Origin of the sequence: Nonomuraea sp. NPDC003709 (assembly GCF_040610775.1) — a bacterium.
GTDB classification, from domain to species: domain Bacteria; phylum Actinomycetota; class Actinomycetes; order Streptosporangiales; family Streptosporangiaceae; genus Nonomuraea; species Nonomuraea angiospora_A.
Window position 1 is genome coordinate 854,368 of sequence record NZ_JBEXMW010000001.1, and the last position, 26,912, is coordinate 881,279.

General features: G+C 68.8%; 21 protein-coding genes. 8 read left to right on the forward strand and 13 right to left on the reverse strand.

The window, feature by feature from the left end:
• Nucleotide 1: 1 nt before the first annotated feature.
• Complete coding sequence (gene mscL, locus ABZX61_RS04110; RefSeq protein ID WP_355191359.1) at nucleotides 2-421, reverse strand: large conductance mechanosensitive channel protein MscL; 420 nt, start codon at nucleotides 419-421, stop codon at nucleotides 2-4.
• 193 nt (nucleotides 422-614) lie between these two features.
• Here mscL and glgX point away from each other — a divergent pair, with 193 nt between their 5' ends.
• From glgX to treZ, 3 genes are read left to right on the forward strand one after another with little or no spacing between them, the layout of a single operon-like run.
• Complete coding sequence (glgX, locus tag ABZX61_RS04115) at nucleotides 615-2,708, forward strand: glycogen debranching protein GlgX (protein ID WP_350729949.1); 2,094 nt, start codon at nucleotides 615-617, stop codon at nucleotides 2,706-2,708.
• Nucleotides 2,701-4,830, forward strand: coding sequence for a malto-oligosyltrehalose synthase (treY, locus tag ABZX61_RS04120; RefSeq protein WP_355191361.1), 2,130 nt, complete (start codon nucleotides 2,701-2,703; stop codon nucleotides 4,828-4,830). Before glgX ends, treY begins: the two co-directional genes overlap by 8 nt.
• Complete coding sequence (gene treZ, locus ABZX61_RS04125; RefSeq protein ID WP_355191363.1) at nucleotides 4,820-6,538, forward strand: malto-oligosyltrehalose trehalohydrolase; 1,719 nt, start codon at nucleotides 4,820-4,822, stop codon at nucleotides 6,536-6,538. The genes treY and treZ overlap by 11 nt, the downstream gene beginning before the upstream one ends.
• A 311-nt stretch (nucleotides 6,539-6,849) precedes the next feature.
• Here the strand turns inward: treZ and ABZX61_RS04130 are convergent, their stop codons facing one another.
• Nucleotides 6,850-8,169 (reverse strand): serine hydrolase, encoded by a 1,320-nt coding sequence (locus tag ABZX61_RS04130; protein WP_355191365.1) that lies wholly within the window; start codon nucleotides 8,167-8,169, stop codon nucleotides 6,850-6,852.
• Between the two features lie 549 nt (nucleotides 8,170-8,718).
• Between ABZX61_RS04130 and ABZX61_RS04135 the strand changes: the two genes are divergently transcribed.
• The gene (locus ABZX61_RS04135; protein WP_355191367.1) at nucleotides 8,719-9,864 is read left to right on the forward strand and encodes a hypothetical protein; all 1,146 of its coding nucleotides are present in this window, start codon (nucleotides 8,719-8,721) and stop codon (nucleotides 9,862-9,864) included.
• Between the two features lie 143 nt (nucleotides 9,865-10,007).
• The gene (locus tag ABZX61_RS04140; protein ID WP_355191369.1) at nucleotides 10,008-10,640 is read left to right on the forward strand and encodes a hypothetical protein; all 633 of its coding nucleotides are present in this window, start codon (nucleotides 10,008-10,010) and stop codon (nucleotides 10,638-10,640) included.
• A 376-nt stretch (nucleotides 10,641-11,016) separates the two neighbouring features.
• On the opposite strand, the gene ABZX61_RS04145 is transcribed toward ABZX61_RS04140, so the two are convergent.
• From ABZX61_RS04145 to ABZX61_RS04190, 10 genes are all read right to left on the reverse strand, one after another.
• Nucleotides 11,017-12,612, reverse strand: coding sequence for an FAD-dependent monooxygenase (locus ABZX61_RS04145; RefSeq protein ID WP_355191371.1), 1,596 nt, complete (start codon nucleotides 12,610-12,612; stop codon nucleotides 11,017-11,019).
• A 653-nt stretch (nucleotides 12,613-13,265) separates the two neighbouring features.
• Nucleotides 13,266-14,360, reverse strand: a complete 1,095-nt coding sequence (locus ABZX61_RS04150) for a hypothetical protein (protein ID WP_355191373.1) — start codon at nucleotides 14,358-14,360, stop codon at nucleotides 13,266-13,268.
• Nucleotides 14,357-14,851: a SigE family RNA polymerase sigma factor gene (locus ABZX61_RS04155; protein ID WP_350729965.1), complete on the reverse strand. Its 495-nt coding sequence runs from the start codon at nucleotides 14,849-14,851 to the stop codon at nucleotides 14,357-14,359. Before ABZX61_RS04155 ends, ABZX61_RS04150 begins: the two co-directional genes overlap by 4 nt.
• Before the next feature lie 43 nt (nucleotides 14,852-14,894).
• Complete coding sequence (locus tag ABZX61_RS04160) at nucleotides 14,895-15,188, reverse strand: MTH1187 family thiamine-binding protein (protein ID WP_192790536.1); 294 nt, start codon at nucleotides 15,186-15,188, stop codon at nucleotides 14,895-14,897.
• Nucleotides 15,189-15,340: 152 nt separating this feature from the next.
• On the reverse strand, nucleotides 15,341-15,664 hold the full coding sequence (locus ABZX61_RS04165; RefSeq protein WP_350729967.1) for a hypothetical protein: 324 nt from the start codon (nucleotides 15,662-15,664) through the stop codon (nucleotides 15,341-15,343).
• A 10-nt stretch (nucleotides 15,665-15,674) separates the two neighbouring features.
• Complete coding sequence (locus ABZX61_RS04170; protein WP_350729969.1) at nucleotides 15,675-16,352, reverse strand: uracil-DNA glycosylase; 678 nt, start codon at nucleotides 16,350-16,352, stop codon at nucleotides 15,675-15,677.
• A gap of 106 nt (nucleotides 16,353-16,458) precedes the next feature.
• The gene (locus tag ABZX61_RS04175; protein WP_350729971.1) at nucleotides 16,459-17,358 is read right to left on the reverse strand and encodes a carbohydrate ABC transporter permease; all 900 of its coding nucleotides are present in this window, start codon (nucleotides 17,356-17,358) and stop codon (nucleotides 16,459-16,461) included.
• Nucleotides 17,355-18,731, reverse strand: coding sequence for an ABC transporter permease subunit (locus ABZX61_RS04180; RefSeq protein WP_350729972.1), 1,377 nt, complete (start codon nucleotides 18,729-18,731; stop codon nucleotides 17,355-17,357). The genes ABZX61_RS04175 and ABZX61_RS04180 overlap by 4 nt, the downstream gene beginning before the upstream one ends.
• A 12-nt stretch (nucleotides 18,732-18,743) precedes the next feature.
• On the reverse strand, nucleotides 18,744-20,078 hold the full coding sequence (locus tag ABZX61_RS04185; RefSeq protein WP_350729974.1) for an ABC transporter substrate-binding protein: 1,335 nt from the start codon (nucleotides 20,076-20,078) through the stop codon (nucleotides 18,744-18,746).
• Between the two features lie 7 nt (nucleotides 20,079-20,085).
• Nucleotides 20,086-21,333 (reverse strand): ABC transporter substrate-binding protein, encoded by a 1,248-nt coding sequence (locus tag ABZX61_RS04190; protein ID WP_355191377.1) that lies wholly within the window; start codon nucleotides 21,331-21,333, stop codon nucleotides 20,086-20,088.
• Between the two features lie 130 nt (nucleotides 21,334-21,463).
• Here ABZX61_RS04190 and ABZX61_RS04195 point away from each other — a divergent pair, with 130 nt between their 5' ends.
• Genes ABZX61_RS04195 through ABZX61_RS04205 form a run of 3 tightly spaced genes read left to right on the forward strand, consistent with a single transcriptional unit; the run spans nucleotide 21,464 to nucleotide 24,959 of the window.
• On the forward strand, nucleotides 21,464-21,970 hold the full coding sequence (locus tag ABZX61_RS04195) for a PadR family transcriptional regulator (protein WP_350729978.1): 507 nt from the start codon (nucleotides 21,464-21,466) through the stop codon (nucleotides 21,968-21,970).
• Entirely contained in the window at nucleotides 21,967-22,695 is a 729-nt protein-coding gene (locus ABZX61_RS04200; protein ID WP_350729980.1) for an ABC transporter ATP-binding protein, read from the forward strand. The genes ABZX61_RS04195 and ABZX61_RS04200 overlap by 4 nt, the downstream gene beginning before the upstream one ends.
• Nucleotides 22,692-24,959 (forward strand): FtsX-like permease family protein, encoded by a 2,268-nt coding sequence (locus tag ABZX61_RS04205; protein ID WP_355191380.1) that lies wholly within the window; start codon nucleotides 22,692-22,694, stop codon nucleotides 24,957-24,959. The genes ABZX61_RS04200 and ABZX61_RS04205 overlap by 4 nt, the downstream gene beginning before the upstream one ends.
• On the opposite strand, the gene treS is transcribed toward ABZX61_RS04205, so the two are convergent.
• Nucleotides 24,946-26,661: a maltose alpha-D-glucosyltransferase gene (gene treS, locus ABZX61_RS04210; RefSeq protein ID WP_355191382.1), complete on the reverse strand. Its 1,716-nt coding sequence runs from the start codon at nucleotides 26,659-26,661 to the stop codon at nucleotides 24,946-24,948. The two genes, ABZX61_RS04205 and treS, sit on opposite strands and share 14 nt — an antisense overlap.
• Nucleotides 26,662-26,912: the final 251 nt, after the last annotated feature.

Below are 26,912 nucleotides of genomic sequence, written 5' to 3' on the forward strand. Positions count from 1 at the left end.
GTTAGGCGGGCTTCTCCGAATCCGGCACCAGCTCGACCGTGCAGGCGGCGCATCGCCGGGCCTCGGCGGGGATGTCGGTGAGGCATTCGGGGCACTGCTTGGTCGTGGCGTCCTTGTTCCGGTCGAGCAGGCTGATCAGCCGGGTCATCGGGGCCACGATCAGCCAGTACACGACGGCGGAGACCATCAGGAAGGTGACGAGGTGGTTGAGGAAGTCGCCGTACTTGAACCGGCTGCCGTTGACGGTGAAGGAGTAGTCGGCGAAGTTCGGCTGCCTGCCGCCGGTGATGGCGCCGATCAGCGGAGTGATCAGGTCGGAGACGAGCGCCTGCACCAGGCCGCTGAAGGTGGCGCCGACGATCACCGCCACGGCCAGTTCGACGATGTTGCCGCGAAGTAAGAAGCTCTTGAAGCCGCCCATGGCACCACCACGTTGCCGGGATCGGCGCCGGCAAACCATGCTTCGAGCGTCGGCCGCCTCTGATGCCGCGCCGTCGGGGACGGCTCACCTCGTTCAACTGGCATAACGACCTGGTGAGGATGGGAAGGAACAAAGCGGCTTGTCCGGGTGAGCGGGGGAACGGAACATGGGGAGAGACCGCAAGGGAGCCTCGATGATCGAGATCTGGCCGGGAGACCCCTATCCGCTCGGGGCGACCTACGACGGCGCGGGCACGAACTTCTCGCTCTACACCGAGGTCGCGGACGCCGTCGAGCTGTGCCTGTTCGACGAGGACAACGTCGAGTCGCGGGTGCCGCTGACCGAGGTCGACGGGTTCATCTGGCACGGCTACCTGCCGGGGATCGGGCCGGGCCAGCGCTACGGCTACCGCGTCCACGGCCCGTACGAGCCGGCGCGCGGGCTGCGCTGCAACCCGGCCAAGCTGCTGCTCGACCCGTACGCCATGGCCATCGAGGGCGGCGTGGCCTGGAACGAGGCGGTCTACGGCTACCGGTTCGGCCAGCCCGACACGCGCAACGACGCCGACTCGGCCCCGTACGTGCCGCGGTCCATCGTGATCAACCCGTTCTTCGGGTGGGGGCACGACCGGCCGCCCGCGACGCCGTACCACGACACCGTGATCTACGAGGCCCACGTGCGGGGGCTGACGGTCAGCCACCCCAAGATCCCCAAGCACCTGCGCGGCACGTACGCGGCGCTCGGCCACCCCGAGATCCTCGACCACCTCACCAAGCTCGGCGTCACGGCACTGGAGCTCATGCCGGTGCACCAGTTCGTGACCGACCACATCCTGGAGCAGCGCGGCCTGTCCAACTACTGGGGCTACAACTCGATCGGGTTCTTCGCGCCCCACAACCGCTACTCCAGCCAGGGGCAGCGCGGCGGGCAGGTGCTGGAGTTCAAGGCCATGGTCAGGGCGCTGCACGAGGCGGGCATCGAGGTCATCCTCGACGTGGTCTACAACCACACCGGCGAGGGCAACCACCTCGGGCCCACGCTGGGGCTCAAGGGGATCGGCAACCCCGACTACTACCGGCTGGTCGACAACGACCCGCGCTACTACATGGACACCACGGGCACGGGCAACAGCCTGCTCATGCGCTCGCCGCACGTCCTGCAGATGATCATGGACTCGCTGCGCTACTGGGTCATCGAGATGCACGTCGACGGGTTCCGCTTCGACCTCGCCTCGACGCTGGCCCGGGAGCTGCACGAGGTCGACCGGCTGAGCTCGTTCTTCGACCTGGTGCAGCAGGACCCGGTGCTGTCGCAGGTCAAGCTGATCGCCGAGCCGTGGGACGTGGGGCCGGGCGGCTACCAGGTCGGGAACTTCCCGTCGCGGTGGACGGAGTGGAACGGCCGCTACCGCGACACGATCCGCGACCTGTGGCGCGGGCAGCCGGCCACGCTGCCCGAGTTCGGGTCCAGGTTCACCGGGTCGAGCGACCTCTACCAGGACGACAGCCGCCGCCCCGCTGCCTCGATCAACTTCGTCACCTGCCACGACGGCTTCACCCTGCAGGACCTCGTCTCGTACAACGGCAAGCACAACGAGGCCAACAAGGAGGGCAACCGCGACGGCACCGACGACAACCGGTCCTGGAACTGCGGCGAGGAGGGCCCGGCGGGCGACCTCGTCGAGGCGCTGCGCGAGCAGCAGAAACGCAACTTCCTCACCACGCTCTTCCTGTCGCAGGGCGTGCCGATGCTCTCCCACGGCGACGAGCTCGGCCGCACGCAGAAGGGCAACAACAACGGCTACTGCCAGGACAACGAGCTGACCTGGGTCGACTGGTCCGACGTGCGGGAGAACTGGCTGCTGCTGGAGTTCACGCAGAGCCTGGCCGCGCTGCGCAAGCGGCATCCGGTCTTCCGCCGCAGGCGCTTCTTCTACGGCAAGCCGGTACGCGGGCTCAACGACATCGCCTGGCTCACGCCGTCCGGGGAGGAGATGACGGACGGCGACTGGAACGTCGGATACGCGAAGTCGCTCGCCGTGTTCCTCAACGGCGACGCCATCACCGAGCCCGACCGGCGGGGCCGCCCGATCAGGGATGACTCGTTCCTGCTGCTGTTCAACGCGCACTACGACATGATCAAGTTCACGATCCCCAAGGACTACGGCGAAATGTGGCACACGGAGATCGACACCGCCATGCCGATCATGCTCGACGCGCCGATGTGCCGCGGCGGGGAGGCCATCGAGGTGCCCGGACGCAGTGTGCGGGTGTTGCGCCGTGTCTAGGCCGGCCTCCACCTACCGGGTGCAGCTGACCCCCGACTTCGGCTTCGCCCAGGTGGCCGAGATCGCCGGCTACCTGCGCGACCTCGGCGTGAGCCACGTCTACCTGTCGCCGATCCTGCAGTCCACGCCGGAGTCGCGGCACGGCTACGACGTCACCGACCACTCCAGGATCAGGGAGGAGTTCGGCGGGGCGACGGGGTTCAGGGAGATGGCGCAGCAGCTCGCCGCCCATGACCTGGGCATCGTGGTGGACATCGTGCCCAACCACATGAACACGGTCAACGCGCAGTTCTGGTCCGTGCTGAAGGACGGGCCCGCCTCGCCGTACGCGAGCTGGTTCGACATCGACTGGCAGGACGGGAAGGTCGCGCTGCCCGTGCTCGGCGACGACACGGAGCCGTACGTGCACGGCGACGTGGTGCGTTACCACGGGCACACCTACCCCTATCCCGGCCACTACCGGCTGGTCGACTGGCGCGAGGGGCCCGGCTACCGGCGCTTCTTCGACGTGTCCTCCTTAATCGGCCTGCGGGTGGAGGACCCGTCGGTGCTGTTCGCCACGCACGAGGTGATCTTCTGGCTGCTCGACGAGGGGCTGGTGGACGGGCTGCGGGTCGACCATCCCGACGGGCTGGCCGACCCGCGGGGCTACCTGGAACGGCTGCGCGCCAGGACGGGCGAGACCTGGACCGTGGTCGAGAAGATCCTCATCGGGCCCGAGCGGCTGCCGGGCGACTGGGCCTGCGACGGCACCAGCGGCTACGACGTGCTCAACCGGGTGAACGGGCTCTTCGTCGATCCCAACGGCAAAGCCCCACTCGTCCAGCTTTTTGCCGATATAACCGGGCAACCTTCCGAGTACCGGCCCGTGATGGCGCAGGCCAAGCGGGAGGTGATCGACCTGTTCTTCGGCGCCGAGGTCGCGCGCCTGGCCAGGGCCGCCGCGCAGGACCCCGCCGCCGTGCGCGAGCTGCTCGCCGCGATGCCGGTCTATCGCGCGTACGTGGTGCCCGGCGAGCCGCCGCCGCCCGAGTCCGTCGAGATCGTCGAGCTGGCCGCCGAGGCGTGCTCGCCCGCCGTGCTGCCGCTGGCCCGCGAGGTCCTGTACGGCCCGGACGAGGCGGTCGTACGGTTCCAGCAGGCGTGCGGGCCCGTCATGGCCAAGGGTGTGGAGGACACGGCGCTCTACCGGTGGTATCCGCTGGCGTGCCTCAACGAGGTGGGCGGGGAGCCGGACGCGTTCGGGGTGGCGGTGGAGGACTTCCACGACTTCTGCGCCGAGCTGCGGCCGTACACGATGACCACGCTGTCCACGCACGACACGAAGCGGTCGGAGGACGTGCGGGCGCGGCTGTCGGTGTTGTCGGAGCTGCCCGAGGAGTGGGCCGCGGCGGTGGCGTCGTGGTCGGCCTCGGTGCGCTTCGACCCCCATCTGGACTATCTGGGCTGGCAGAACCTCATGGCGGCCTGGCCGATCTCGGTCGAGCGGTTCACGGATTACCTGCTCAAGGCGGCGCGGGAGGCCAAGACCGCCATTTCCTGGATAAATCCGGATCCGTCCTATGAGCGCGGGTTGCGGGAGTTTGCGGCTGCGGCGGTGCGGCAACCCGTCGGTGAGTTCACCGCGCGGATCGAGCCCTACGCCATGTCCAACTCGCTCGGGGCCAAGCTCGTGCAGCTCATGATGCCCGGGGTGCCCGATGTGTACCAGGGCAACGAGACGACCGACTTCTCGCTGGTCGATCCGGACAACCGGCGGCCGGTGACGTACCCCCGCAAACCCGAGACCGCGTGGGACGCGGCCAAGCTGCTGGTGACGGCGCAGGCGCTGCGGCTGCGCCGCCGTCTCGGGGGAGCGGCGCCGTACCGGCCGCTGTGGGCGGAGGGGCCGGCGGCGTCGCACGTGATCGCCTTCGCCCGCGGGGAGCGGCCGCAGGCCGTCGCGGTCGCCACCCGGCTTCCCGCGCGTCTGGCCCGGTGCGGATGGGGCACCACGTCCCTGACGTTGCCCGGCGGGATCTGGCGGGACCTGCTCACCGGCGGCGTCTACACGGGGCGGATCCCGCTCGCGCACCTGCTCGGTCAGTATCCGGTCTCACTGCTGGAGCGACATGATCTTTGAGGTCTGGGCACCGAAGGCCACGGCTGTCGAACTGTTCGCCGCGGGCGGACCTCACGCGATGTCGCGTGGGGAAGGGGGCTGGTGGTCGGTCGAGGTGGCGGGGGCCTCGCACGGCACGCGGTACGCGTACCAGGTGGACGGCGAAGGGCCGTACCCGGATCCGCGGTCGCGGCGGCAGCCGGAGGGGGTCTTCGGGCAGAGCGCCGTGTACGAGCACGCTCGCTTCACGTGGTCCGACCACGAGTGGAAGGGCCGCGACCTGCGGGGGGCGGTGATCTACGAGCTGCACGTGGGGACGTTCACGTCGGAGGGGACGTTCTCGGCGGCCATCGAGAAGCTGCCGCACCTGGTGGAGTTGTCGGTCGACTTCGTCGAGGTCATGCCGGTCGCCCCCGTGCCCGGGGGGCGGAACTGGGGCTATGACGGGGTGGATCTGTACGCCGTCAACGAGACGTACGGGGGGCCTGACGGGCTCAAGTCGTTCGTGGACGCGTGCCATCAGGCGGGGATCGGGGTCATCCTGGACGTCGTCTACAACCATCTCGGCCCGTCGGGGAACTTCCTGCACCCCTTCGCCCCCTATTTTTCCGGATTTAAGGGCAGTTATTGGGGCGATGCGGTCAATTTGGACGGGCCGGGCTCCGACGAGGTGCGGCGGTACTTCATCGGCAACGCGGTGCAGTGGCTGCGCGACTACCACATCGACGGGCTGCGGCTGGACGCCGTACACGCGCTGCACGACCGCCGCGCCGAACACCTGCTGGCGGAGCTGTCGGGGGAGGTGGACGCGCTGGCCTGCTCGCTCGGCCGCCCGCTGTCCCTGATCGCCGAGTCCGACCTGAACGACCCGCGCATGGTGCGCTCGCTCGACGCCGGCGGCCTGGGCATGACCGCCCAGTGGTGCGACGACATCCACCACGCCCTGCACTGCGCGGTGAGCGGGGAGTCCCACGGCTACTACGCCGACTTCGCCTCCCTGTCGGCGCTGGCCAAGGTGCTGACCTCGGGACTGCTCCACGACGGCACCTACTCCTCCTTCCGCGGCCGCTCCCACGGCCGTCCCTTCACGGGTGTACCCGGCCACCGGCTGGTCGCCTGCCTCCAGAACCACGACCAGATCGGCAACCGCCCCGGCGGCGACCGCCTGCCCGTCCCCGCGCTCAAGCTGGGCGCGGGCCTGCTGCTGACCTCGCCGTTCACCCCCATGCTCTTCATGGGAGAGGAGTGGGGGGCGCGCACGCCGTTCCTGTTCTTCTCCGATCACCTGGAGACCGCGCTGCGGGAGAGCGAGGCGGCGCGCCGGGAGCGTGAGTTCGAGGGGTTCGGGTACGTCTGGGACGCGCCCGACCCGTCGGACGAGGACACGTTTCTGCGCTCGAAACTGGACTGGAGCGAGGTGAAGGAGGAGGAGCACTGGTCGCTGCTGTGCTGGTACCGCGACCTGATCGCCCTGCGCAAAGCCCTGCCCGAGCTGTCCGACCCGCGCATGGACCGGGTCAGGGTGGAGGTGGATCCGCTGGGGAAGTGGCTGGTGATGTGGCGGGGGTCGCTGGCGGTGGCGGTGAACTTCGCCCAGGAGTCGGCCAGGGTGCCGGTGCCCTCTGGAACGGTGCTGCTGGCCTCGGACGACCCCGTCATGGCGGACGGCCGCTCCCTGCGCCTTCCCGCCCAATCCATGGCCATCTGCAAACCCCACTCGGCTCAGTGACAGCCATTCGTGGTGGGGGCGCAGGGCGTCAGACGGGTTCTCCGGCGCTGCCCGATCACGCGGTGACGCCGGCCGGCATCCGTAGCACCTCTACCGGCCCCACCCCGAGACCGCCCTGCACTATTTCTCACGCTCTCCGCGCACCTGCCCCGCACCTGCCCAGCGCGGGCTACCCAGTGCGAGCCTGCGCAACGGGGGCCTGCCTAGCACTGGGGCCTGTCTAGCACTGGGGCCTGCTCAACACTGGGGCCTGCTCAACACTGGGGCCTGCCCCGGGCTGGGCAGGCCCCACTCGGCCAAGATCTCATGCGCTAGGGATAACGCCGCTTCTCGTAGTCGTCGATGACCTTGCCCAGCTTGGCGAGCTTCTCGGTGAACCAGACGTTCTCGGCGCCCGTCGGCGGGCGGTTGGAGTCCACGTACTGGTAACCGAGGTTGGAGAACATGGTGACGACGTAGGTGCGGCCTCCCTTGCCGGGCAGGGCCTTCACGATGCCCGCGTCAGCGCCGGAGTTGTTCACCCAGCCGTTCTTGTGGGCGTACGTCACCTCGGCCGCGTCGTTGCACGGCCGTACGTCGCGGCCGTACGCGATGCCCTGGCCGGGGATGGTCACGGTGCCGTCGGCGCCGATCCAACGCGAGGGCGTGAGCTGCGGGATGCCCGGGGCGGGGTAGGCGGCGCCACACCAGTTGGTGGTCGACAGGGCGAGGTTCATGCCCTGGTCGCCGAGCTTGCTCTTGAAGAACTCGCGGGAGGCGTCGCTGAGGACGGCGGCGGTGACGCCGGTGCCGTTGGGAGCCGTCCACAGGGTGCCCAGGCCGCCGTTGACCAGCATCAGCAGCTTGGCCGTGTCGAGCGAGCTCATGGTGACGGGGTTGCCCCAGCGTCCGCCGGTGTTCGGGTTGGTGTTCTTCAGTTGCAGGGTCTCCAGGCCCAGGTCCTGGAAGGTCTGGTTGAGGCCGTCGACGGCTGCGCGGTCGTGCAGCAGTTTGACCATGGCGCAAGCAGCGTTGTTGGACGACCAGGTGAGCGCGGCGTCCAGGTAGCCGCGGATCGTGTTGCTGCTGCCCGGCCCGCACAGCGAGCTGATCGGCGCGATCGGCTCGTAGTTGTAGGTGTCGTCGAGCGAGATCTGCCCCTGGTCCACGAGGCGCAGCACCCCGAAGGCCACCATCAGCTTCAGCACCGACGCGGGGTACGGGCTCATGAAGTCGATGGAGGCGTTCTCGCGGCCCGGCACCACGTCGATGGTGCCCTGGCCGTGATTGGCGTACCAGCCGGCGTCGTCCCACTGGCGCCAGCGGACGTCGGTGGTGTGCAGATTGCGGTCGACCGGCACGACCTTCCCGTCCGGATACTGCGGGCTCATCAGCACGGTGCCCGAGGAGACGGGGCGGCCCGCCCGGTTCAGCTCGATGACGGTCAGGTCGATCTGCGGCTGCTGCGAGATCGGTTCGGCCGCCGCGACGGCCGCGAGCAGGTCGGCCTTCTTCGGCGGCTTCCTGGCCTCCTTGTCGACGCTGTCCTGCCGCAGCGCGTTCAACTCGGCCGCGCCGGTCGGCGGATTGGTGTCCAGGACCTGCTCGAACTGCGACTGGTCGAGAGCCCGGCGTAAGTGATGCGCGAGCACGCTCGCGGAGTCGTCCTCTGCTGCGGCAGCCGGAGGCGGCGCGACCAAACCGCCCAGCAGTACGGCTGCGGCTGCGAGCCCGGCGAGACCTCGACTTCGATTTCTGGATCTTGAGAGGTTCACCGCGCCACTCTAGCCAGCGAGCGAGCCGGCGCGGCGCAAAACTACTTGGCCTGAGCGTTGACGAGCAGCGCCATCCTCCGGCGCGCCAAGCGCGCGCACGGCCGACTCTTCCGGCACGTTCACGCCCACCGATGCAGACTACGAGCCTGGTGACCGGCCACCCACAACTGCCGGAGCGGACCGTCATCCACAAGGGCAAGCACAGCCCCAGGCCTTATCCACAGAACCCCGTTCCACCCCGCTCAAGCCCCTCGCGATCACCGATGATCCTGAGTGCCCCACCAACCCGCGACGACCCTCAACGCCCCCAAACCACCAACACCCTCAACGCCTCCAAACCACCAACACCCTCAACACGCCCAAACCACCAACGCCCTCAACACCACGGTTCGTGCCGAGCCAGAGACAACCCGGAGTGCATACACCATGAAGATCATCCTGCCGTTGCCCGCCACGCTGACCTCCCTCTTCATCGTGGCCACGGAGCACCTGCCGTTCGACGTCGACTCCTTCGTGCCCTGGCGCATAGCCGGCCCGTACAGAAGAGCCGCGATCACCGCAGCAGGCAGCGGCTCCTTGACGGTGACCCACCACCAGACTCCCTGGAAACCAACCGCGACCAACCTCACAAGCGAGGAAAGACGCCGCCTACGCCGCACCGGCCAACACGTGGTGGTGTCCACGACCGCACCCCCGCACAAGCTTCCGGCCAGCATTCAGACGGCGAGGGCGACGGCCCGGGCCCTGGCGAGGGAGTGCGACGGCCTCCTGATCGACCCGCTGACAGGCACCAACATCCTCACCTGCGGAAGATGCGCAGGCGAGCCCCCGGACTTCCGCCTCACCGACGACTGGCTGTCCTGGGACGTCCAAATCCACGACGCGGCGACCTGTCCACCCTGGGACCCGTCCGACATGGGCGTGTGCGACTGCCTGCGCGTCACATCCCGAGGCCTGCGCCGCTTCGCCCTCCCCGAGATCACCCTCGACGGCGCCGCCTGCGCCCACAACCTGTGCGCGACCAACCTCCTCCGCACAGTGGCCCACCGCCTCGTCACAGACCACCTGGCCTATGTAGCCACTCACCAGGAGGCCACCGACCGCAAAATCGACGACTTCCTCCAGATAAGCCCCACCGACCAGCCGGACGGCGGCCTCCCTTTCGGCGTCCAGCTGACGCCCTACGACGCGGACCAGGGCGAACTGGGCCGCACAGGCACCATCCGCCGCCTCAAGATCGGCCCACCGCCAGGTGCCGGCCAGATCACCTGCCTGAAGGTCGGCCCACCATCCGGCTTCCCCGGCTCCCTGAACGACTGGCTATGCGCCACCCAAAAGCCCGCCCACCCCTCACTCACCTTGATCAACTGCCACCCCTCAGCCCCACCCACCCCCTCACTCCCAGCCCCATTCGCTCCAACACCCCCGACCCCGCAACACCCACTCGAACCAACTCGAGCCGTCCCGCAAGCTCCGCTCACGGAGCCGAGGCCAGCCCCCATCCTGGCCATGGCACCGGCTCCGTCCCCCGCTCATCCCCCACGCGCGGAGGTCGAACGTGCAGCAGCCTGAGCCCGACCCTGGGCTCCGGCGACCCAGGCGCGACCCGGCTACGGCGTTGACGGACACCCTCCTCTTAGGCACTCACGTGCAGGAGAGGGCAAGGGAAGGACAGGAGTGATGCCTGTTCTGACCGGATTTGTTAATAAAAGTGCATGCTCGTCCTGAACCGAATCGAGACATTCGACCGTCCAAGTGACGTGATCCCCTTTGAGATGATCGATGAAGATCTGCGTACAGCGCGTCAGCGGGCGCGTCGCTGGGAGGGGCTGAGCGAGCGCCACACGGCGGTCGTCGCCCTCGTGAGAAAGGCCCGGCGGGAGCTCGATGCGGTCGGGGTGTGGGATCAAGAGCAGGTGGCCGTCGCGGAAACGAGGCTGGGCGCGTACACGTCAGCGCTCGCGGAGGTGGAACGGGACCTGGCCGAGGTGGGTCCGGCGCGGGAGCTCTACGAGGAGTTGCTGGCACGTGAAGAGCAGCGAGTGGCCGCATCGGCCGATCCCCGAGGTGCCGAGTTGCTGGAGATCGGGCGGTTGCTCGCCGAGCTGGATGTGGAGCTGCCTGCTCGGGAACGGGCCCGTGCGGCCGGTCTCGCGGCCCTGCACGGCCGGGGGACGGTGGGCGAGTTCGTCCGGCAGATGGAGGCACTCGGCCTGATGGCGGAAGACGGCGTTCAGGGGATGAGCGGTATCCGGCAAGTCGCGGAGCAACTCGAGGACCGTTGCCGGGAACTGGCGCAGCTCCGTGACAGGTTGTGGGCTCGCCGAGAGGAGTTGCTGCTCGGCTGAGCCGGTCCTGCGTGGTCTGTCCCGTTCGAGATCGGTTGGACCAGCAGCTAAGGCCCACTGAGTGAGTTGGGCTAGTGCAGTGATCGAAAGCACTCACCACCAGCCACGGGCAACGGCCTGGTATGGCTCGGGACCTGGTTTGCAGTGGTCGGGTGGGATGCCTCGGGACCTGGTTCGAGGTGGTCGGGTTCGAGGCGGTCGGGTTCGATGGTTCGGGTCTGGCCCGAGGTGGTCGGGTGGGATGGCTCGTGACCTGGTTCGAGGTGGTTAGGGGGTTGGGGTCTGGTTTGGGGTGGCCGGGGGGATGGCTCGGAATCTGGTTTGGGGTGGTTGGGGGATGGGTTGGGATCTGCTCTGAGTGGTTGGGGGATGGCTGCTAGCGGCTCAGGAGTTGGGTCATGATCTGGTCGAGGGTGGCGGCCGGGTTTGGGACGGGGCCGGGGGAGCGCCAGGCTACGTAGCCGTCCGGTCGGACCAGGACGGCGCCGCCCCTGCTGACGCCGTACCGCTTCCGGAAGTGTCCCTCCACGTCCTTCAGTTCCTCGTCCACCACCAAGCGCGTGAGTTGGACGCCGAGGCGCTCCTTGACCAGACGTCCGGCGTCCATCCAGGCCTGGCCGCCCTGTCTGTCGGCCAGCAGTACGAAGCCGGAGCCGAAGAGGTCGATGGTCGAGATGCGCTGGCCTTCCCAGTCGAGCACCACGTGTGGGGCGCGGCTGCCCGGACGGCCGGTGGGTACGCGTGGGTCCTCCAGGATGGAGCCGTCGTCGCCGGGTTCGTCCAGGATGGCTGTGGAGTGGTAGCGGTAGCCGATGATGACGCTCATGAAGTCCTCGAGGGGCTCCGGGTAGCCGACGCGGGCGGTTGGAGGCATGCGTACGCCGAGGTTGGCGAGCTGGGCGTCGGCCGTCAGCGTGCCGATCGGGCGGCGTTCGGCGTCGTACGTGTCGAGGAAGGCGGGCCCGGCCTGGCCTGTGACGACGAGCCAGAGCCGCCAGGCGAGGTCGCAGCCGTCCTGGAGTGCGGTGCTGCCGCCCTGCCCGCCGGTCGGCGGCATGGTGTGGGCCGCGTCCCCGGCGAAGAACACCCGGCCGGCGCGGTATGTGTCGGCCACCACGTGCCCCAGAGTGAACGACGTCTTGTCCAGTAACTGGACGTCCAGGTCAGGTTGGTCGGCTGCGATGCGTACCAGCTCTCTGCAGCGCTCCTCGGTGAAGTCGGCTTCGCTCTGGCCGTCGGAGTAGTTGACGCCCAGCACGTGCGCCCCGACGCCGGTGCCGGTCACGATCACGCCGGTGAAGAGGTCGTTCTGCAGGTACCAGAGCGTGACCTCGCGCTCGCGTACCAGCCCGCTCAGGTCCGCATCGAACATGATCGAGCACATCTGGCCCAGCTCGCCCTTGCCCGAGGTGGGGACGTTCAGGAGGCGGCGGAGCGGGCTCCGGTAGCCGTCGGCGGCGACCACGTAGTCGGCCCGTACGAGGCGGTCGCCGTCGGCGTCGCGGATCAGCGCGGTCACGCCGTTCTCGTCCTGTTCCAGCGAGACCAGCTCGGTGGAGAAGCGCAGGTCGGCGCCCAGCTCCTCTGCCGTGTACCGCAGCAGCTGCTCGATCGCGGCCTGGGGCGCCCCCACCTGCGCCGCCGGGGTGATGTCGGCCAGGAAGGCCATCTCCTCCTGCTCATCGTTGATGAGCATGTGGGGGTTCGGGTCGGCCAGGCTCTTGGCGATCGCTATGCGCATGTTGTCCCCGATGCCTGCCCAGGTCTCGCGGAGCTCCTGCTCGATGCCGGGGACGGGGCGCAGCAGCTCGATGGCTCGCGGGCCGACACCGAACGCCTTGGGTTGGATCGAGGTGCTTGGGTGCTTCTCCACCAGCATGACGGGTACGTCGCGCCAAGCCAGGAGTGTTGCCGTGCTCAGGCCTGCGTACCCACCGCCCACCACCAGGACGGGCACCCGCTCTTGTTCCATGCTTGTCCACCTCCGGGAACGCGTAGTATCGCGTCTATGGTCGAGGACACGATATGTCGCGTCAGGGGAGGAGGTCAAGACATATCGCGTTGTGGGGGGTGGGGAGCGGATTGGGTTGGGGGTGGGGATGTGAACTGCGGGTGCGGGGATACCGGGGTGCAGGGATACCGGGGTGCGAGTGGGGGCGGGGTGCGGGATGCGCATGGCCTGGGCGGCGCCGGAGGGGGTTGCGGCTGTGGGGTGTGCGTGGCCCGGCCAGTGCCGAGGGCTACTTGCGGGTGAGAGCGGTCGGCGCCGGGGGCCTTGTGGGTGTGGGTGTGCGCGGCTGGGAGGGGCGCGGAGCCGGGGGGCGTGGGTGGTGGGGGTGCGGACGCGGCCGGTGCTGGGGCTTGTGGGTGTGGGTGCGCGGCTGGCAGGGGGTGGGGGCGGGATGTGCGGTTAGGCCGGTGCTGGGGCTTGTGGGTGTGTGCGGACCGGTTGGTGCCCCGGGGCTTGTGGGTGTGTGCGGACCGGTTGGTGCCCCGGGGCTTGTGGGTGTGCGCGGCTGGCCTGGGGGTGCGTGGGGCGAGTGTGCGTGGTGGGTGCCGATGTTGTGGGGGTGGGGTGGACCCGCGCATGGGTGGGCGGGTCCGTGGGTTGATGGGGGGTTGGTGTTAGTGGACCAGGCCTGGGACCAGGGTTTTTCCGTAGTTGCGTAGGGTGAAGAGTTCTCGGGTTTTGCCGGTTCGTACGTCCATGGCATAGACCATCGGCTTGGGTCCGCGTGGTGACTCGGGGGTGGCGACCACGGTCACCTCGGTGGAGTTCAGCCAGCCGCCGAGTCCCGACGGCTGGAGCCCTTCCGGGATGCCGGAGATCGGGACTCGGGTTTCGCGGCCGCCCCGCACCGGGTCGAAGACGACGATCGAGCCGTCCAGCTGCACCATCGGGCGGCGGTTCGGGTCGTAGGTCTGGCCCAGTCGGGTGAGGGTGCGGCCGTCGGGGGCGAGGGTGCTGTAGTCGTACGTGAAGTCCGGGATGGTGATCGGGTCGTGGCCGAGCACCCGCACCTGGCTGGAGTTCTCGTACGGCTTGACGAGCACGACGGGGCCGGATCCGTCCGACACGCTCACCGGCCACCAGCCGCGCGGGAGGTCGGACACCGTGCCCCGCTCCACGTCCACCAGCTTGTTGGGCTCCCGCCGCCCGCCCCAGCTCGACACGATGAACCGCAGCCCGCTGGGCGACAGCCGCAGGGTGTGTTCGGCCGAGCGCGAGAAGTCCTCCGCGGGCTGCTTCAGCGGGGACTTCCAGGTCTTGCCGCTCGCCAGGTCGCGCACCACGATCGTGCGCTGCTTCGAGCTGTAGTAGGCCAGCCGGCGGCCGTCCGCCGTGACCGCCAGGGGGCCGGTCTCCGGTGCCGCGGTCAGTTCGTAGGTGTCGCCGTCGCGGGTCACGAGCCGCCAGGCGTTCTTCGCGCACGTGGTGGTGCGGCATTCCGGCCGGTACGCCTGTTCGATCGGCCCGACGCCTTCCGGGGGCAGCGGAGAGACCGTCGTCTCCGGCGGGGTGAGCATGACCGGGGGCTCGGGGCGTAGCTGCTGGAGGAGCACGGTGCCGCCGCCCGCGATGAGGCAGGTCGCCGCGGCGATGGCCACGGCCAGGCGGGTGGCGCGCCGACGGCGGGCGCCCCGCACCGCCTGGGCCGCCAGATCGACGGCGGGCGCCTGTTCGGCCAGCGCGTGCAGGTCTTCGCGCAGCGGGTTCACCGGTACACCTCCTGGGGGACGAGCGCGCGCAGTTTCGACAGCGCATAGTGGGTCTGGCTCTTGACGGTGCCGACCGAGACGCCCAAGAGCTGCGCGGTCTCGTGTTCGGTGCGATCTTCGTAGAAGCGCAGCACGATCAGCGCCCGCTGCTTCGGCGTGAGCCGCGCCAGTGCGTGGAGCAGGGCGATCCGGCGTACGGTCGCCTCGTCGTGCGGCTGCCCGGACGCCGCGAACTCCGGCAGTTCGGCCTCAGAGAGCTCGATCCGCTTGCGCTTGCGCCAGGAGATGGTCTGGTTCACCAGGGCTTTGCGCGCGTACGCCTCGGGGTTGCCACCCTTGGCGAGCTTGGCCCAGTGGGAGGCGACGCGCGTGAGGACCGTCTGCAACAGGTCCTCGGCGAGGTGGGCGTTCCCGGTGAGCAGGTACGCCGTCCGCATCAGCGATTGCTGGCGGGTTCGTACGAACTCGTGGAACCCCTCGTAACGGTCCATGCATAAAACAACTTCGCCGAAGGGTCCAAGGTTGGAAAATCGGCTATTCGGAGAGGTGGCGTTCCAGGGACTCGAGCTTGCTGGTCATCCCGTCGGTGACTCCCTGCCGGAGATCGGCCTTGAGCACCAGGCTGACCCGGGGCGCCACCTCCGCCACCGCGTCCACCGCGCGCTTCACCACGTCCATGACCTCGTCCCACTCGCCCTCGATCGTGGTGAACATGGCGTCCGTACGGTTGGGCAGGCCGCTGTCGCGGACCACCTTGACGGCGCGGGCGACGGGCTCGGCGACTCCTTCGCCGACGCCCAGCGGGGTGATGGAGAATGCGACGATCACTGCGTGCCTCCTTGCGGCGGGCCGGAGGGTATCGATCCTAACTAGCCGCCGGGTCTCGACGAGCCGCCGGGTCTCGACGAGCCGCCAGAGAGAAGCGAAGAGCCACGACGCCTCCCAGAACGCCGTGGCCACCGCCGTACTTCACCCACGCGTCACACGTGGTCGTGCTCCTCTTCGTCCTCGTCCTCGCTGGGCCCCTCGGAGGGCTCCACCCCGAGGACGGCCTCGCGCGGCTCGATCTCGTTGATGTGGTCGACAAGCTGCAGCACGTGGTCCGGCTCGATGAGCCACTGCAGCGCCGAGGCGCCCGTCTCGTCGGAGCTGACCAGCTCGGCCTGCTCGGTGCGCTCCTCGGCGGTGAGGTCGGCGTCCGGGTGCCGGATCTCGGCCAGCGCCGCCGCCTGCAAAGCGTCCACGTCAAGCACCTCGACGGTCAGCTCGACCGTGAGACGCAGGAACTTCGGTTCATCACTCATGGCGACGACTCTAGGGCAGCTTCCACTCGACGGGTGCCGCGCCTTGCTGTTCCAGCAGCTCATTGGCCCGGCTGAAGGGACGCGAGCCGAAGAAGCCGCTGCGCGCGGAGAGGGGAGAGGGGTGGGCGGACTCGATGCGGGGCACATTGCCGAGCATCGGGGCCAGGTTGCGGGCGTCGCGGCCCCAGAGGATGGCCACCATCGGCTTGTTGCGTGCCACGAGGGCGTGGATGGCCTGCTCGGTGACCTGCTCCCAGCCCTTGCCCCGGTGGGAGGCGGGCTTGCCGGGCATCACGGTGAGGACCCTGTTGAGGAGCAGGACGCCCTGCTCGGCCCACGGCGTCAGGTCGCCGTTGGCGGGGCGGGGGAGGCCGAGGTCGGTCTCCATCTCCTTGTAGATGTTGACCAGGCTGCCGGGCAGCGGCCGCACCTCGGGCGCCACCGAGAACGACAGCCCGACCGGGTGACCGGGCGTGGGGTAGGGGTCCTGGCCCACGATCAGCACCTTGACGTCGTCGAAGGGCTGGTTGAAGGCACGCAGCACGTGCGTGCCCGCGGGCAGGTACTGCCTGCCATCGGCGATTTCCTTGCGCAGGAATTCGCCCATCAGGGAGATCTGCTCGGAGACGGGCTCAAGCGCACTGGCCCATCCGGCTTCGACGACTTCGTTCAGTGGACGACCGGCCATGGCCGATGAGCCTATCTAGGTCTGGTACGGCTTGCTGCCGAAACGTCGGGTCCAGCCGTACCAGAATGATCACAAGGTGCCCGCGCGGTCCGCGCGGGCACCTTGATCACTTCACGGAACCGGCCATCATGCCCTGGACGAAGTACCGCTGGAAGGCGAAGAACAGGACCAGCGGGATGAGCAGCGACAGGAACGCACCGGACGAGAGGATGTCCACGTTCGATCCGAACTGCCGCATCTGGGACTGCAGGGCCTTGGTCATCGGCTGGTTGTCGGTGTTGGCGAAGACCAGCGCGATGAGCATGTCGTTCCACACCCACAGGAACTGGAAGATGCCCAGCGAGGCGATGGCGGGCTTGCCCAGCGGGAACACCACCGACACGAAGATCTTCCACTCCGGCGCCCCGTCCATCCGCGCCGCCTCCAGCAGCGAGGACGGGATGCCGACGAAGAAGTTGCGCAGCAGGAAGATGGCGAACGGCAGGCCGAACGCCGTGTGGAACAGCACCACGCCCGGGATCGAGCCGAAGATCCCGATGCCTCCGTAGAAGGACGCGACGGGGATCAGCGCGATCTGGATGGGCACGATCAGCAGCCCGACCACGACGAGGAACGCCCCGTCACGCCCGGGGAACTCCATCCACGCGAACGCGTAGGCGGCCATGGCCGCGATGCCGATCACCAGGACCGTCGTCGGCACCGTGATCAGCACGGTGTTCCAGAAGGACGCGGTGAAGCCGCTGGCCAGCAGGTCCTTGTAGTTCGCGAGGGTCAGCTCGGCAGGCTTGGTGAAGATCGTCCACCAGCCCTCGGAGGTGTTGACGTCCGTCGTACGCATCGAGACGACGAGCAGGCCCAGCGTCGGCACCAGCCAGAACAGGCCCAGCAGGATCATGATCACCTGCACGGCGCCGCCGCCGATCCGGTCCACGATCTTGCTCACCACGCTCCTGCGCGGCGCGCCCGTCTCCAGCCCCGAAGGGGCGGTAGCCGTGGCTGTCGTCATGATTCGTCCCTCCTGAACCGGCGAATGTTCATGATCATGAAGGGGAGGACCAGAACGAGCAGGAAGACGGCCAGCGCGCTGCCCAGACCCTGGTTGTTCCCGCCGCCGAACGCCACGCGCCACATCTCCAGCGCGACCACGTTCGCCTGGGGCTGGACCGAGGCCGGGGCGATGATGAAGACAAGGTCGAACACCTTCAGCGTATTGATGATCATCGTCACGAAGACGACGAGCAGCACCGGCGACAGCAGCGGCACGGTGATCTTGCGGAACACCTGCCACTCCGAGGCGCCGTCGATGCGGGCCGCCTCCAGCGCGTCACGCGGGATCGCCGCGAGCCCCGCCGCGATCAGCACCATGGCGAAACCGGCCCACACCCACACGAACGCGCCGATGATCGCCGGGGTGATGAGTGTCGGGCCGAGCCAGCTCAGGCCTTTGTAGGCGGCCTGGAAGTTCGACTGCGGGAGTCGTACGACATAGGAGCCGGCGGACAGGCCCTGGAAGCGGAACGAGCCGTCGTCGGCCGTCGTGGCGGTCGCGGCGACCTTGCCGTTCTGCACCGCCTCGACGGTCATGCCCGGCAGGCCCTTCTCCGAGGCGTCCACCTCGCCGTTCTTGCCGCCGCCTCCCGGCGTGAAGTCGAACCACACGGTCCCCGAGAGGCCGTCGCCGGCCGCGGGGGCCTTGGCGACCTGGGCGTTGCTTGGCAGGGCGTTCGGCTTGACGCCCACGATCGGGATCAGCACCGGCTGACCCGCCTGGGCGGGCTGCTTGGTGACGACCGCGCCGCCGTCGGCGGCGACCGGCGACTGCTCGCCCTCGCGCGGGCGCGCCTCCGGGTAGCCCTGTGAGGAGGAGAACGTGTCGTGCACGGTGGTGAGCACGGCGTTGGCCACGCCCTTGGCGGGGTCCTGCTCGTAGACGAAGCGGAAGATCACGCCCGCCGCCATCAGGGAGACCGCCATGGGCATGAACACGATCAGTTTGAACGCCGTCGACCACCTGATCCGCTCGGTCAGGACCGCGAAGATCAGGCCCAGCGTGGTCACCACGATCGGCGCGATGACAACCCAGATGAGGTTGTTGCGGATCGTGGTGAGCATGCCGGAGTCGGTGAAGATCGTGGCGTAGTTGCCCAGCCCCACGAATCCGGTGCCCGCCGAGTCGAACAGGCTCCGGAAGATGGAGTAGACGATCGGGTAGACCACCCAGATGCCCAGCAGCACCGCCGCCGGGAGGAGGAAGGCGATGGCGACCGCCGGCGAGGGGCCGAGGCGTCGTTGCGTACGGGGGGTTTCAGCCGGTCCGGTGGAGGGCTCGTCCGCGGTGTCCGCGGACGAGACCTGCGGGCCGTCCAACCGTTCGGTCACGGCCTTACCTCTTTACTTCTTCCAGGCCTTCTTGGCCTCGGCTTCCAGTGTGGTCTGAGTGCCCTTGATGTCGCTCGGGTTGCGCAGGAAGTCCTGCAGCGCCTTCCACTCGCCCTTGCCGTCGGTGGCGCCGAACGCGCTCGGCGCCAGGTCGGACATGTCGTAGCGGACGGCGTCGCCGGCCGAGACGATCGTCTGGCCGAGCTGCTTGGTCAGCTCGTCGGGGTAGTTGTCGGGGGAGACGTTCTTGTTGGGCGACAGGTAGCCGGGCAGCTTGGCCCAGATCTCGCCACCCTCCTTGGAGGCCAGGAACTGCAGCAGCGCCATCGCGCCGGGGGAGTCCTTCATCGCGACCGCGACGTCGCCGCCCAGGACGACGGGGGCCGTGTCACCGGCCTTGGGGAACGGGAAGTACTTGGCCTCCTCGCCCACCTTGGCCTTCGACTGCGCCGCGGAGACGGCCACGAAGTCGGCCTCGATCACCATGGCGGCCTTCTTGTCGCCGTAGACCTTGGTCACGCAGCCGGGGAAGTCGGTCTGCAGGGCGCCGGCGTTGCCGTCGACCACGAACTCCTTCTTGCCCGCGATCTGCGCGATCTTCTCCAGCGCGGTGGTCACGGTCGGGTCCGTCCACGGGATCTCGTGCTTGGAGAGCTTGTCGTAGTTCTCCGGCCCGGCGGTGGACAGGTAGACGTTCTCGAACAGGTCGGTCAGCGTCCAGCCGGAGGCACCGCAGAACGAGAACGGCGCGGTGCCGGAGTCGGCGATGGTCTGCGCGTTCTTGACCAGCTCGTCCCAGGTGGTGGCCGGCTGCACGCCCGCGTCGTCGTACGCCTGCGCCCGGTACCAGACCAGCGACTTGTGCGCCGCCTTGATGAGCACGCCGTACACCTTGCCGCTGGCGGAGCCGAGCTCCTTCCAGTACGGGGTGTAGTTGGTGTCCACCTCCTTGACGACGTCGTCGGTCAGCGGGATGAGCGCGCTCTGGTCGGCGTACTGCTGCACCAGGCCCGGCTGCGGCAGGATCGCGACGTCCGGCGGGTTCTTGCCCTGGATGCGCGGGCCGAGGTAGGCGCCGGTGTCCTCACCGGTGGAGGCGTACGTGACCTTCGCGCCGGTCTTCTCGGTGAAGGCCTTGAGGACCTGCTCGAAGTTCTTCTGCTCGTCGCCGGTCCACTTGGCGGCGACCTCGAGCTTCACGCCCTGCAGCGGCTTGGCGCCGGCGGCGGGGGCCGACGCGGAGCCGGAAGCGTCGGTGGACGGCGAGGTGGTCGTCGGGGCGTTGCCGCAGGCGGCGACGGCTACCGCGAGCCCGGCCAGGATTGCTGCTGCTCTGGCGTTTCGCATGGCTGCCTCACTGTGTTCTGATGATCTCTTCGATTTCGGACTTCATGGAGACCGCGGCGTCGTCCGCGGACTCGGTGGAGGGGTTGCCGAGCGCTTTGGCGACCGAACTGGCGATCACCAGGCTCAGCTGGTTGTAGTTGGCGCTCACCGGCCGTGCCTTGGCGGCGAGGATGCTCTCCTTGAGCACGGGTAGGTAGGGGAAGCGCTTGATCAGGGCGGGGTCGTCGTAGAGCTCGGTCCACACGGGCGGGAAGGAGCCCTCGGTGAGGACGCGGCGCTCGTTCTCCAGACTGGTGAAGTAGCGGATGAACTCCTGCGCCGTGTGCTGATGCTTGGAGTACGCGCTGATGGCGAGGTTGGCGCCGCCCAGCGTGCTGGACCCGGGGCCGTTGAGCCCCGGCAGCCGGGTCACCCCCAGCTTGTCGCCCAGTTTCGCCCTGGCCGGGCCGTAGCCGTGCGGCCAGTTGCGGGCGAAGGCGAGCCGGCCCTCCTGGAAGGCCAGGCGCGTCTCCTCCTCCTTGTAGCTCAGTGACTCCTTGGGGATCCAGCCCTCGCGCAGGCCCTGGAGCAGGAAGTCGAGTGCGATGCGCGTCTTGGCCGGATCGAGGGTCACCTCGGTGCCGTCCTTGCTGACGATCTGCCCGCCGGCGGACTGCAGCGCCTCGGAGAAGTTGACGGTGAGCCCTTCATACGCCAGGAACTGCCCGGCATAGCCTCCAATATCGTTCTTTTTCATTATTTGTCGTGATTGGTCGCGAAGCTCGGCCCACGTCCGTGGCGGCTTCTTGACCAGGTCGGTCCGGTAGTAGAGCAACCCTGCGTTGCTCGTGTACGGGACGGCCCAGAGCTTGTTCTTGTAGACCGCCGTTTCCACGACGGGCGGCAGGAACCTGTCGAGCGGGAACAACCCGCGCTCCAGGGGGATGATCCAGCCGTTCTCCGCGAACTCGGCAGTCCACACCACGTCGAGCCCCAGTACGTCGTACCGGCTGCTCTTGGCCTGGAGGTTGGCCACCATCTGAGCGCGCTGCTCGTCGGCGGCCTCGGGCAGCTCCAGCAGCGTCACCTTCTCGGCCGGGTGGGCCTGGTTCCAGCGGTCCAGCAAGGGTTGCAGGTACGCCGTGGTGTCGCGACCGGTGGCGAACGTGATGGGGCCTGTGCCGCCCGTGCCCGTTTCGCCGCCGCCCTCATTGCTCGCGGGCGCGCAGCCGGCCGCCGCCAGGAGGACGACCAGGGAGAGCGTGAGCGAGCGCACTCTGTTTCCTCCACGTTCAGAGTGATTTACATACGTGTTAGGTAGATGCATTCATGTTATGCACACATGTAATCTGTAGGTCAACGGCTAGATACGTAACGCGTTCGTAACACGGCGGGGAGGTGGGGCGGTGCGGCTTCACCTGCTGGCGCTCCTGGCTAAGGAGCCGGCCCATGGGTACGAGCTCAAACAGGCGCTGGAGCAGACGTTCGGCAGCGCCTATCCGTCCCCCAACATCGGCCAGATCTACGTCACGCTCGGCAGGCTGGAGAAGGACGGCCTCGTCCGGGCGGTGGACGTGGAGCAGTCCAACCGGCCCAACAAGAAGGTCTACTACCTCACCGCCAAGGGCCGGGACGTGCTCACGCTCTGGGTGGACGAGCCCACCGAGGGCCCCAGGGTGCGCGACGAGTTCTTCATGAAGCTCGTGCTGGCCCCGCTCACCGGCATCGCCGACCGGATGGCGCTGATCAGTCGTCAGCGCCGCCACTACCTGTCGCTCATGGGCGATCTCAACGACCTCCTGGCCCGCACCGCGCCGACCGACCGGGTGGCCATCCTCCTCATCGAGGGCGCCATGCTCCACCTGCAGGCGGACCTTGACTGGCTGGAGCGTTGCCAGGAGGATCTGGCATGAGCGCGGTTGTGAAAACGGTCAATCTGGTCAAAATCTACCAGGATGGCGCAGTGCCCGTGCCTGCCGTACGCGGCGTGGACCTGCAGGTCGAGCCGGGTGAGTTCGTCGCGATCATGGGTCCGTCCGGCTCCGGGAAGTCCACGCTCGTCCACATGCTGGGCGGGCTCGACACCAGGACGAGCGGCGAGATCTGGCTCGACGGCAAGCGCGTCGACACGCTCTCGGAGAGCGCCTGGGCGCTGCTGCGGCGCAAGAAGGTCGGGTTCGTCTTCCAGTTCTTCAACCTCGTCGCCAACATGACCGTGGGCGACAACGTCGAGCTGCCCGCGCTGCTGGCCGGGGCCTCGCCCAAGGTGGCCCGCGAGCGCAGGGAGAGCCTGCTCGGCGCGCTCAACCTCACCGACCGCGCCGACGCCTCGCCCGCCCAGCTCTCCGGAGGCGAGCAGCAGCGGGTCGCGCTGGCCAGGGCGCTGGCCAACCAGCCCAGCGTGCTGCTGGCCGACGAGCCCACCGGCAACCTCGACAGCCGCAACACCCGCGACGTGCTCCGCCTGCTCAGCGACGTCCACAAGGAGGGCCAGACGATCGTGATGGTCACCCACGACGCGCGCGTGGCGAGCCTGGCCGACCGGCTGGTGTCGCTGTTCGACGGGGAGATCGTGGACGACGGCCGCATCGCGCGCCGCCGCACGCGCACGGCCGGCGAGGTGATCGACCTCAGATGAGCGCCACTTTGGCGGGGAGCCGGTGGATCAAGGCCGACCTGCGGGCCAGGAAGGGCCAGGCGGTGCTGACGGTGCTGACCGTGGCCGGGATCGTGGCCGCGCTGATCACCGCGGCGACCCTGCTCGAGGAGGGCACCAACCCGTGGCGCAGCCTGTTCGCCCAGACCGACGGCGCCCACGTCTGGCTCTACACCGACGACAGCCCCCAGGCTGACCTGAGCGGCATCGACGGCGTGACGCAGATCGCGGGCCCGTACCGCTCGGCGCCCGTGACCGTGGCGCAGGAGGGCAAGAAGGAGCCCGCGGCACTGCGGGCGATGCCCGCCACGCCGCCGCAGGTGGCGCACCCGCTGCTGGCCGAGGGCAGGTGGCTGGATCCCTCCCAGCCCGACGGCGTGGTCGTCGAGCGCTCGTTCGCGACCTCGCTGCGGCTCAGGATCGGCGCCCCCTTCACGATCATCGCGCTCGACGGCAAGCGCCACACCCTGTACGTACGCGGCATCGCCGACTCCGCCGAGCAGGGCTTCTACCCCCAGTGGACGCCCGGCCTGGCCTACGTCCTGCCCGTCATGCTCGACCGCATCGAGCCCATGCTGGGCCGCAGCGAGTGGGTGACCGGGCTGCGCCTGGCCGACCCCGACGCCACGCAGGTCGTCTCGCAGCGCGTGGTCGTCATGCTGGAGGACAAGCTCCAGCGGGTCTACACCTGGCGCGAGGTCAGGGCCGCCATGGAACTGGACAACCGGCTGCTGGGCACGCTGCTGGCGCTGTTCGGCGTGGTCGGGCTGGTGGCCGCCGCGCTCGCCCTGGCCAACGCGGCCGGCGGCCGGGTGCTGGCCCAGCTCCGCGACCTGGCCACGCTCAAGTCGATGGGCTTCACCAGGGGCCAGCTCGCGCTGCTGCTCCTGGCCGAGCACGGCGCGCTGGGCCTGCTCGGCGTCGCGATCGGCGCGGTGGTCGGCTGGGGCGTGATGGCGGCGATGCTCGGCGCGACGTCCGTGGCGCCGATCCCCGTGCTGGCCATCGTCGCGGGCACGGCCCTGGTGGTGCTGGCCGCCGTGGGGCTGCCCGCGTGGCGCGGCGGCCGCACGCCGCCGATCCCCGACGCGCCCGCCCTGCCGCCGCGCGGCCGCCTGTCCAGGCTGGCCCGGCTGGCCCTCCTCGTACGCCTCCCGCCCGCCCTCGTCCTCGGCACCAGGGACGCCTTCACCAGGCGCGTGCCGGCGTTCCTGACGGCGTTCGGGCTGGCCGTGCCGATGATGATGGTCACGATCGGGCTCGGCGTCTGGGCGACGCTCGACAACTTCGCCGACCACCCCGAGCAGGTCGGCCAGCACGCGAGCCTGTACGTCAGGCCGGGCAAGGCGGAGCCGGCCGAGGCCGAGCGCGTCGCCAAGCTGGACGAGGGCGTGGAGACGGTCTATCCGGGCACCGACGTGGACGCCCTGGCGCCCGGCATGGCCCGCTCGGTCCGCGTGCGGGCCATCGGCAGCTCGACGGAGCCGTACCCGTTCCCGGTGGTCGAGGGGCGCATGTACGGCCGTCAGGGGGAGGCGGTGGCCGGGCAGGGCCTGCTCGACCTGCTGGGCATCAAGATCGGCGACCGGGTGCGGCTGACCGTGGGCGGCACGCCGCTGATCGTCAGGATCGTCGGCAGGACCGTCGAGCCCGACCTCGACGGCGAGGTGATCTCCGTGGGGCTCGACAGCCTGGCGGCCAAGGACTCGGTGCCGCCGGAGTACTACGCGCTCGCCCTCAAGAGGGGCGCGGACCCCGCCGAGGTGCGCGGGCGGCTGCTGTCGGAGTCGGCCGAGAGCCTCGACGTGCAGGCCGCGGTCAACCCGGCGGACCGGCTGTCGATCATCCGGGTGGTGATCGTGGCGCTGATCGCCGTGCTGATGCTGATCGGCCTGGCCAACCTGCTCACCGCCAGCGCACTCGGGCTGCGCGACCACGCGTTCGACCTGGCCGTGCTCAAGGCCATGGGGCTGACGCCGCGCCAGGTCATGGCCACGCTGGTGACGGGCACCGGGCTGCTGGTCGTGCTCGGCGTCGGCGTGGGCGCCGCGGCGGGCATGTCCGTGGTGACGGGGCTGATCGACCTGCAGGGCCACACGAGCGGCGTCGGCGCGGGCATCGGGCGCGCGCCCTCCGCCCTGACGCTGGCCGTCGCCGTCGTGGGAGCCGTGGGCACGGCCCTCGCGGTGGCGCTCATTCCCGCCCGCCGCGCGGCCCGTGCCCAGGTGCCGGTCACGTCGCGCTGAGAGCGGCCTTTTCCTTCTTCTTCAGCGCGAACCAGTAGAAGCCGTGCCCCGGCAGCGTCAGCAGGTACGGCAGCTCGCCGACCGGCGGGAACTCCACCCCGCCCCGCGCCTCGACCGGGACCATCCCCTCGAACCTGCGCAGGTCCAGCTCGACCGGCTGCGGGAACTTCGACAGGTTGTTCACGCAGAGCATGATGTCGTCGCGGTCCTCGCGGACGAAGGTGAGCACGGAGGGGTTCGACGACCACATTTCCGTGTACGCCCCCACGCCGAACACCGGGTGGTTGCGCCGGATCTCCAGCATCTTGCGGGTGAAGTGGAGCAGCGAGCCCTCATGGCGCTGCTGGGCCTCCACGTTGACCGCCTGGTAGCCGTAGATCGGGTCCATGACCGCGGGCAGGTAGAGCCGTCCGGGGTCGGCGGAGGAGAACCCGGCGTTGCGGTCGGGGCTCCACTGCATCGGCGTGCGGACCGAGTCGCGGTCCTCCAGCCAGATGTTGTCGCCCATGCCGATCTCGTCGCCGTAGTACATGACCGGCGAACCCGGCAGGCTCAGCAGCAGGGCCGTGAACAGCTCGATCCGGTCCCTGTCGTTCTCGAGCAGCGGGGCCAGACGCCGGCGGATGCCCAGGTAGGCCCGCATGCGCGGGTCCTTGGCGTACTCCTTGTGCATGTAGTCGCGCTCTTCCTCGCTCACCGTCTCGAGCGTGAGCTCGTCGTGGTTGCGAAGGAAGATGCCCCACTGTGCCTTGTCGGGCAGCTTGGGCGTGCGCGACATGATCTCGGAGATCGGCTCGCGGGTCTCCTTCTTGACCGCCATGTAGATGCGCGGCATGAGCGGGAAGTGGAAGGCCATGTGGCACTCGTCGCCCCCGGTGGTGGGGTCGCCGAAGTATTCGACCACGTCCTCGGGCCAGCCGTTGGCCTCGGCCAGCAGCACCCGGTCGGGGTAGAGGCGGTCCACCTCGGCCCGGACCTTCTTCAGGTACGCGTGCGTCTCCGGCAATCCCGAGCACGCGGTGCCCTCACGCTCGAACAGGTACGGCACCGCGTCCAGCCGGAAACCGTCGATGCCCAGGTCCAGCCAGAACCGCAGGACCTCCAGCATGGCCTCCTGCACCGCCGGGTTGTCATAGTTCAGGTCCGGCTGGTGGTGGAAGAAACGGTGCCAGTAGTACTGCTTGCGCACCGGGTCGTAGGTCCAGTTGGACTCCTCGGCGCCGATGAAGATGATCGGGGCGTCGGGATAGCCTCCAGGGTGGTCCGACCACACGTAGAAGTCGCCGTACGGACCCTCGGGGTCGTGCCGGGACGCCTGGAACCAGGGATGGCGATCGCTGGTGTGGTTCATCACGAGGTCGGTGATGATCCGCAGGCCACGTTCGTGAGCCTTCTCGATCAGCTGCACGAAGTCACCCAGGTCCCCAAAGTCCGGGAGGATCTTCATGTAGTCCGAGATGTCGTATCCGCCGTCGCGCAGGGGCGACTCGTACAGCGGCAGCAACCACAGGCAGTCCACGCCGAGCCACTCGAGGTAGCCCAGCTTCTCGATGAGACCGCGAAGGTCGCCGGTGCCGTCGCCGTTGGAGTCCTTGAACCCCCGGACGAGAATCTCGTAGAACACCGCCCGCTTGTACCAGGCAGGATCCTCCGAGACGAACGCCTCGGAGATCGGCTCCGGCAATGGGGATGCGTTGATCATATGTCGCTCACAGGAAGAGATGTGGGCAGGACGAAGTCACCGGTTACCCCGGCGTTACTATCTGGTGACCGCGCCGCGTGGAGTCGTCATCCCTGCGAACTCCACTGCCCTGGAACGAGACCGGATTTGTGATCTGGTGCCCGTTTGTGCGGCGCTTACGGGCCGAACACTACCAGCCCGTTGGCTTTCCGGAACCCGCTTCTGCTGTACGAGGGTTAATACCCGTGAGATCCGTACGTAATCGCCCTGTT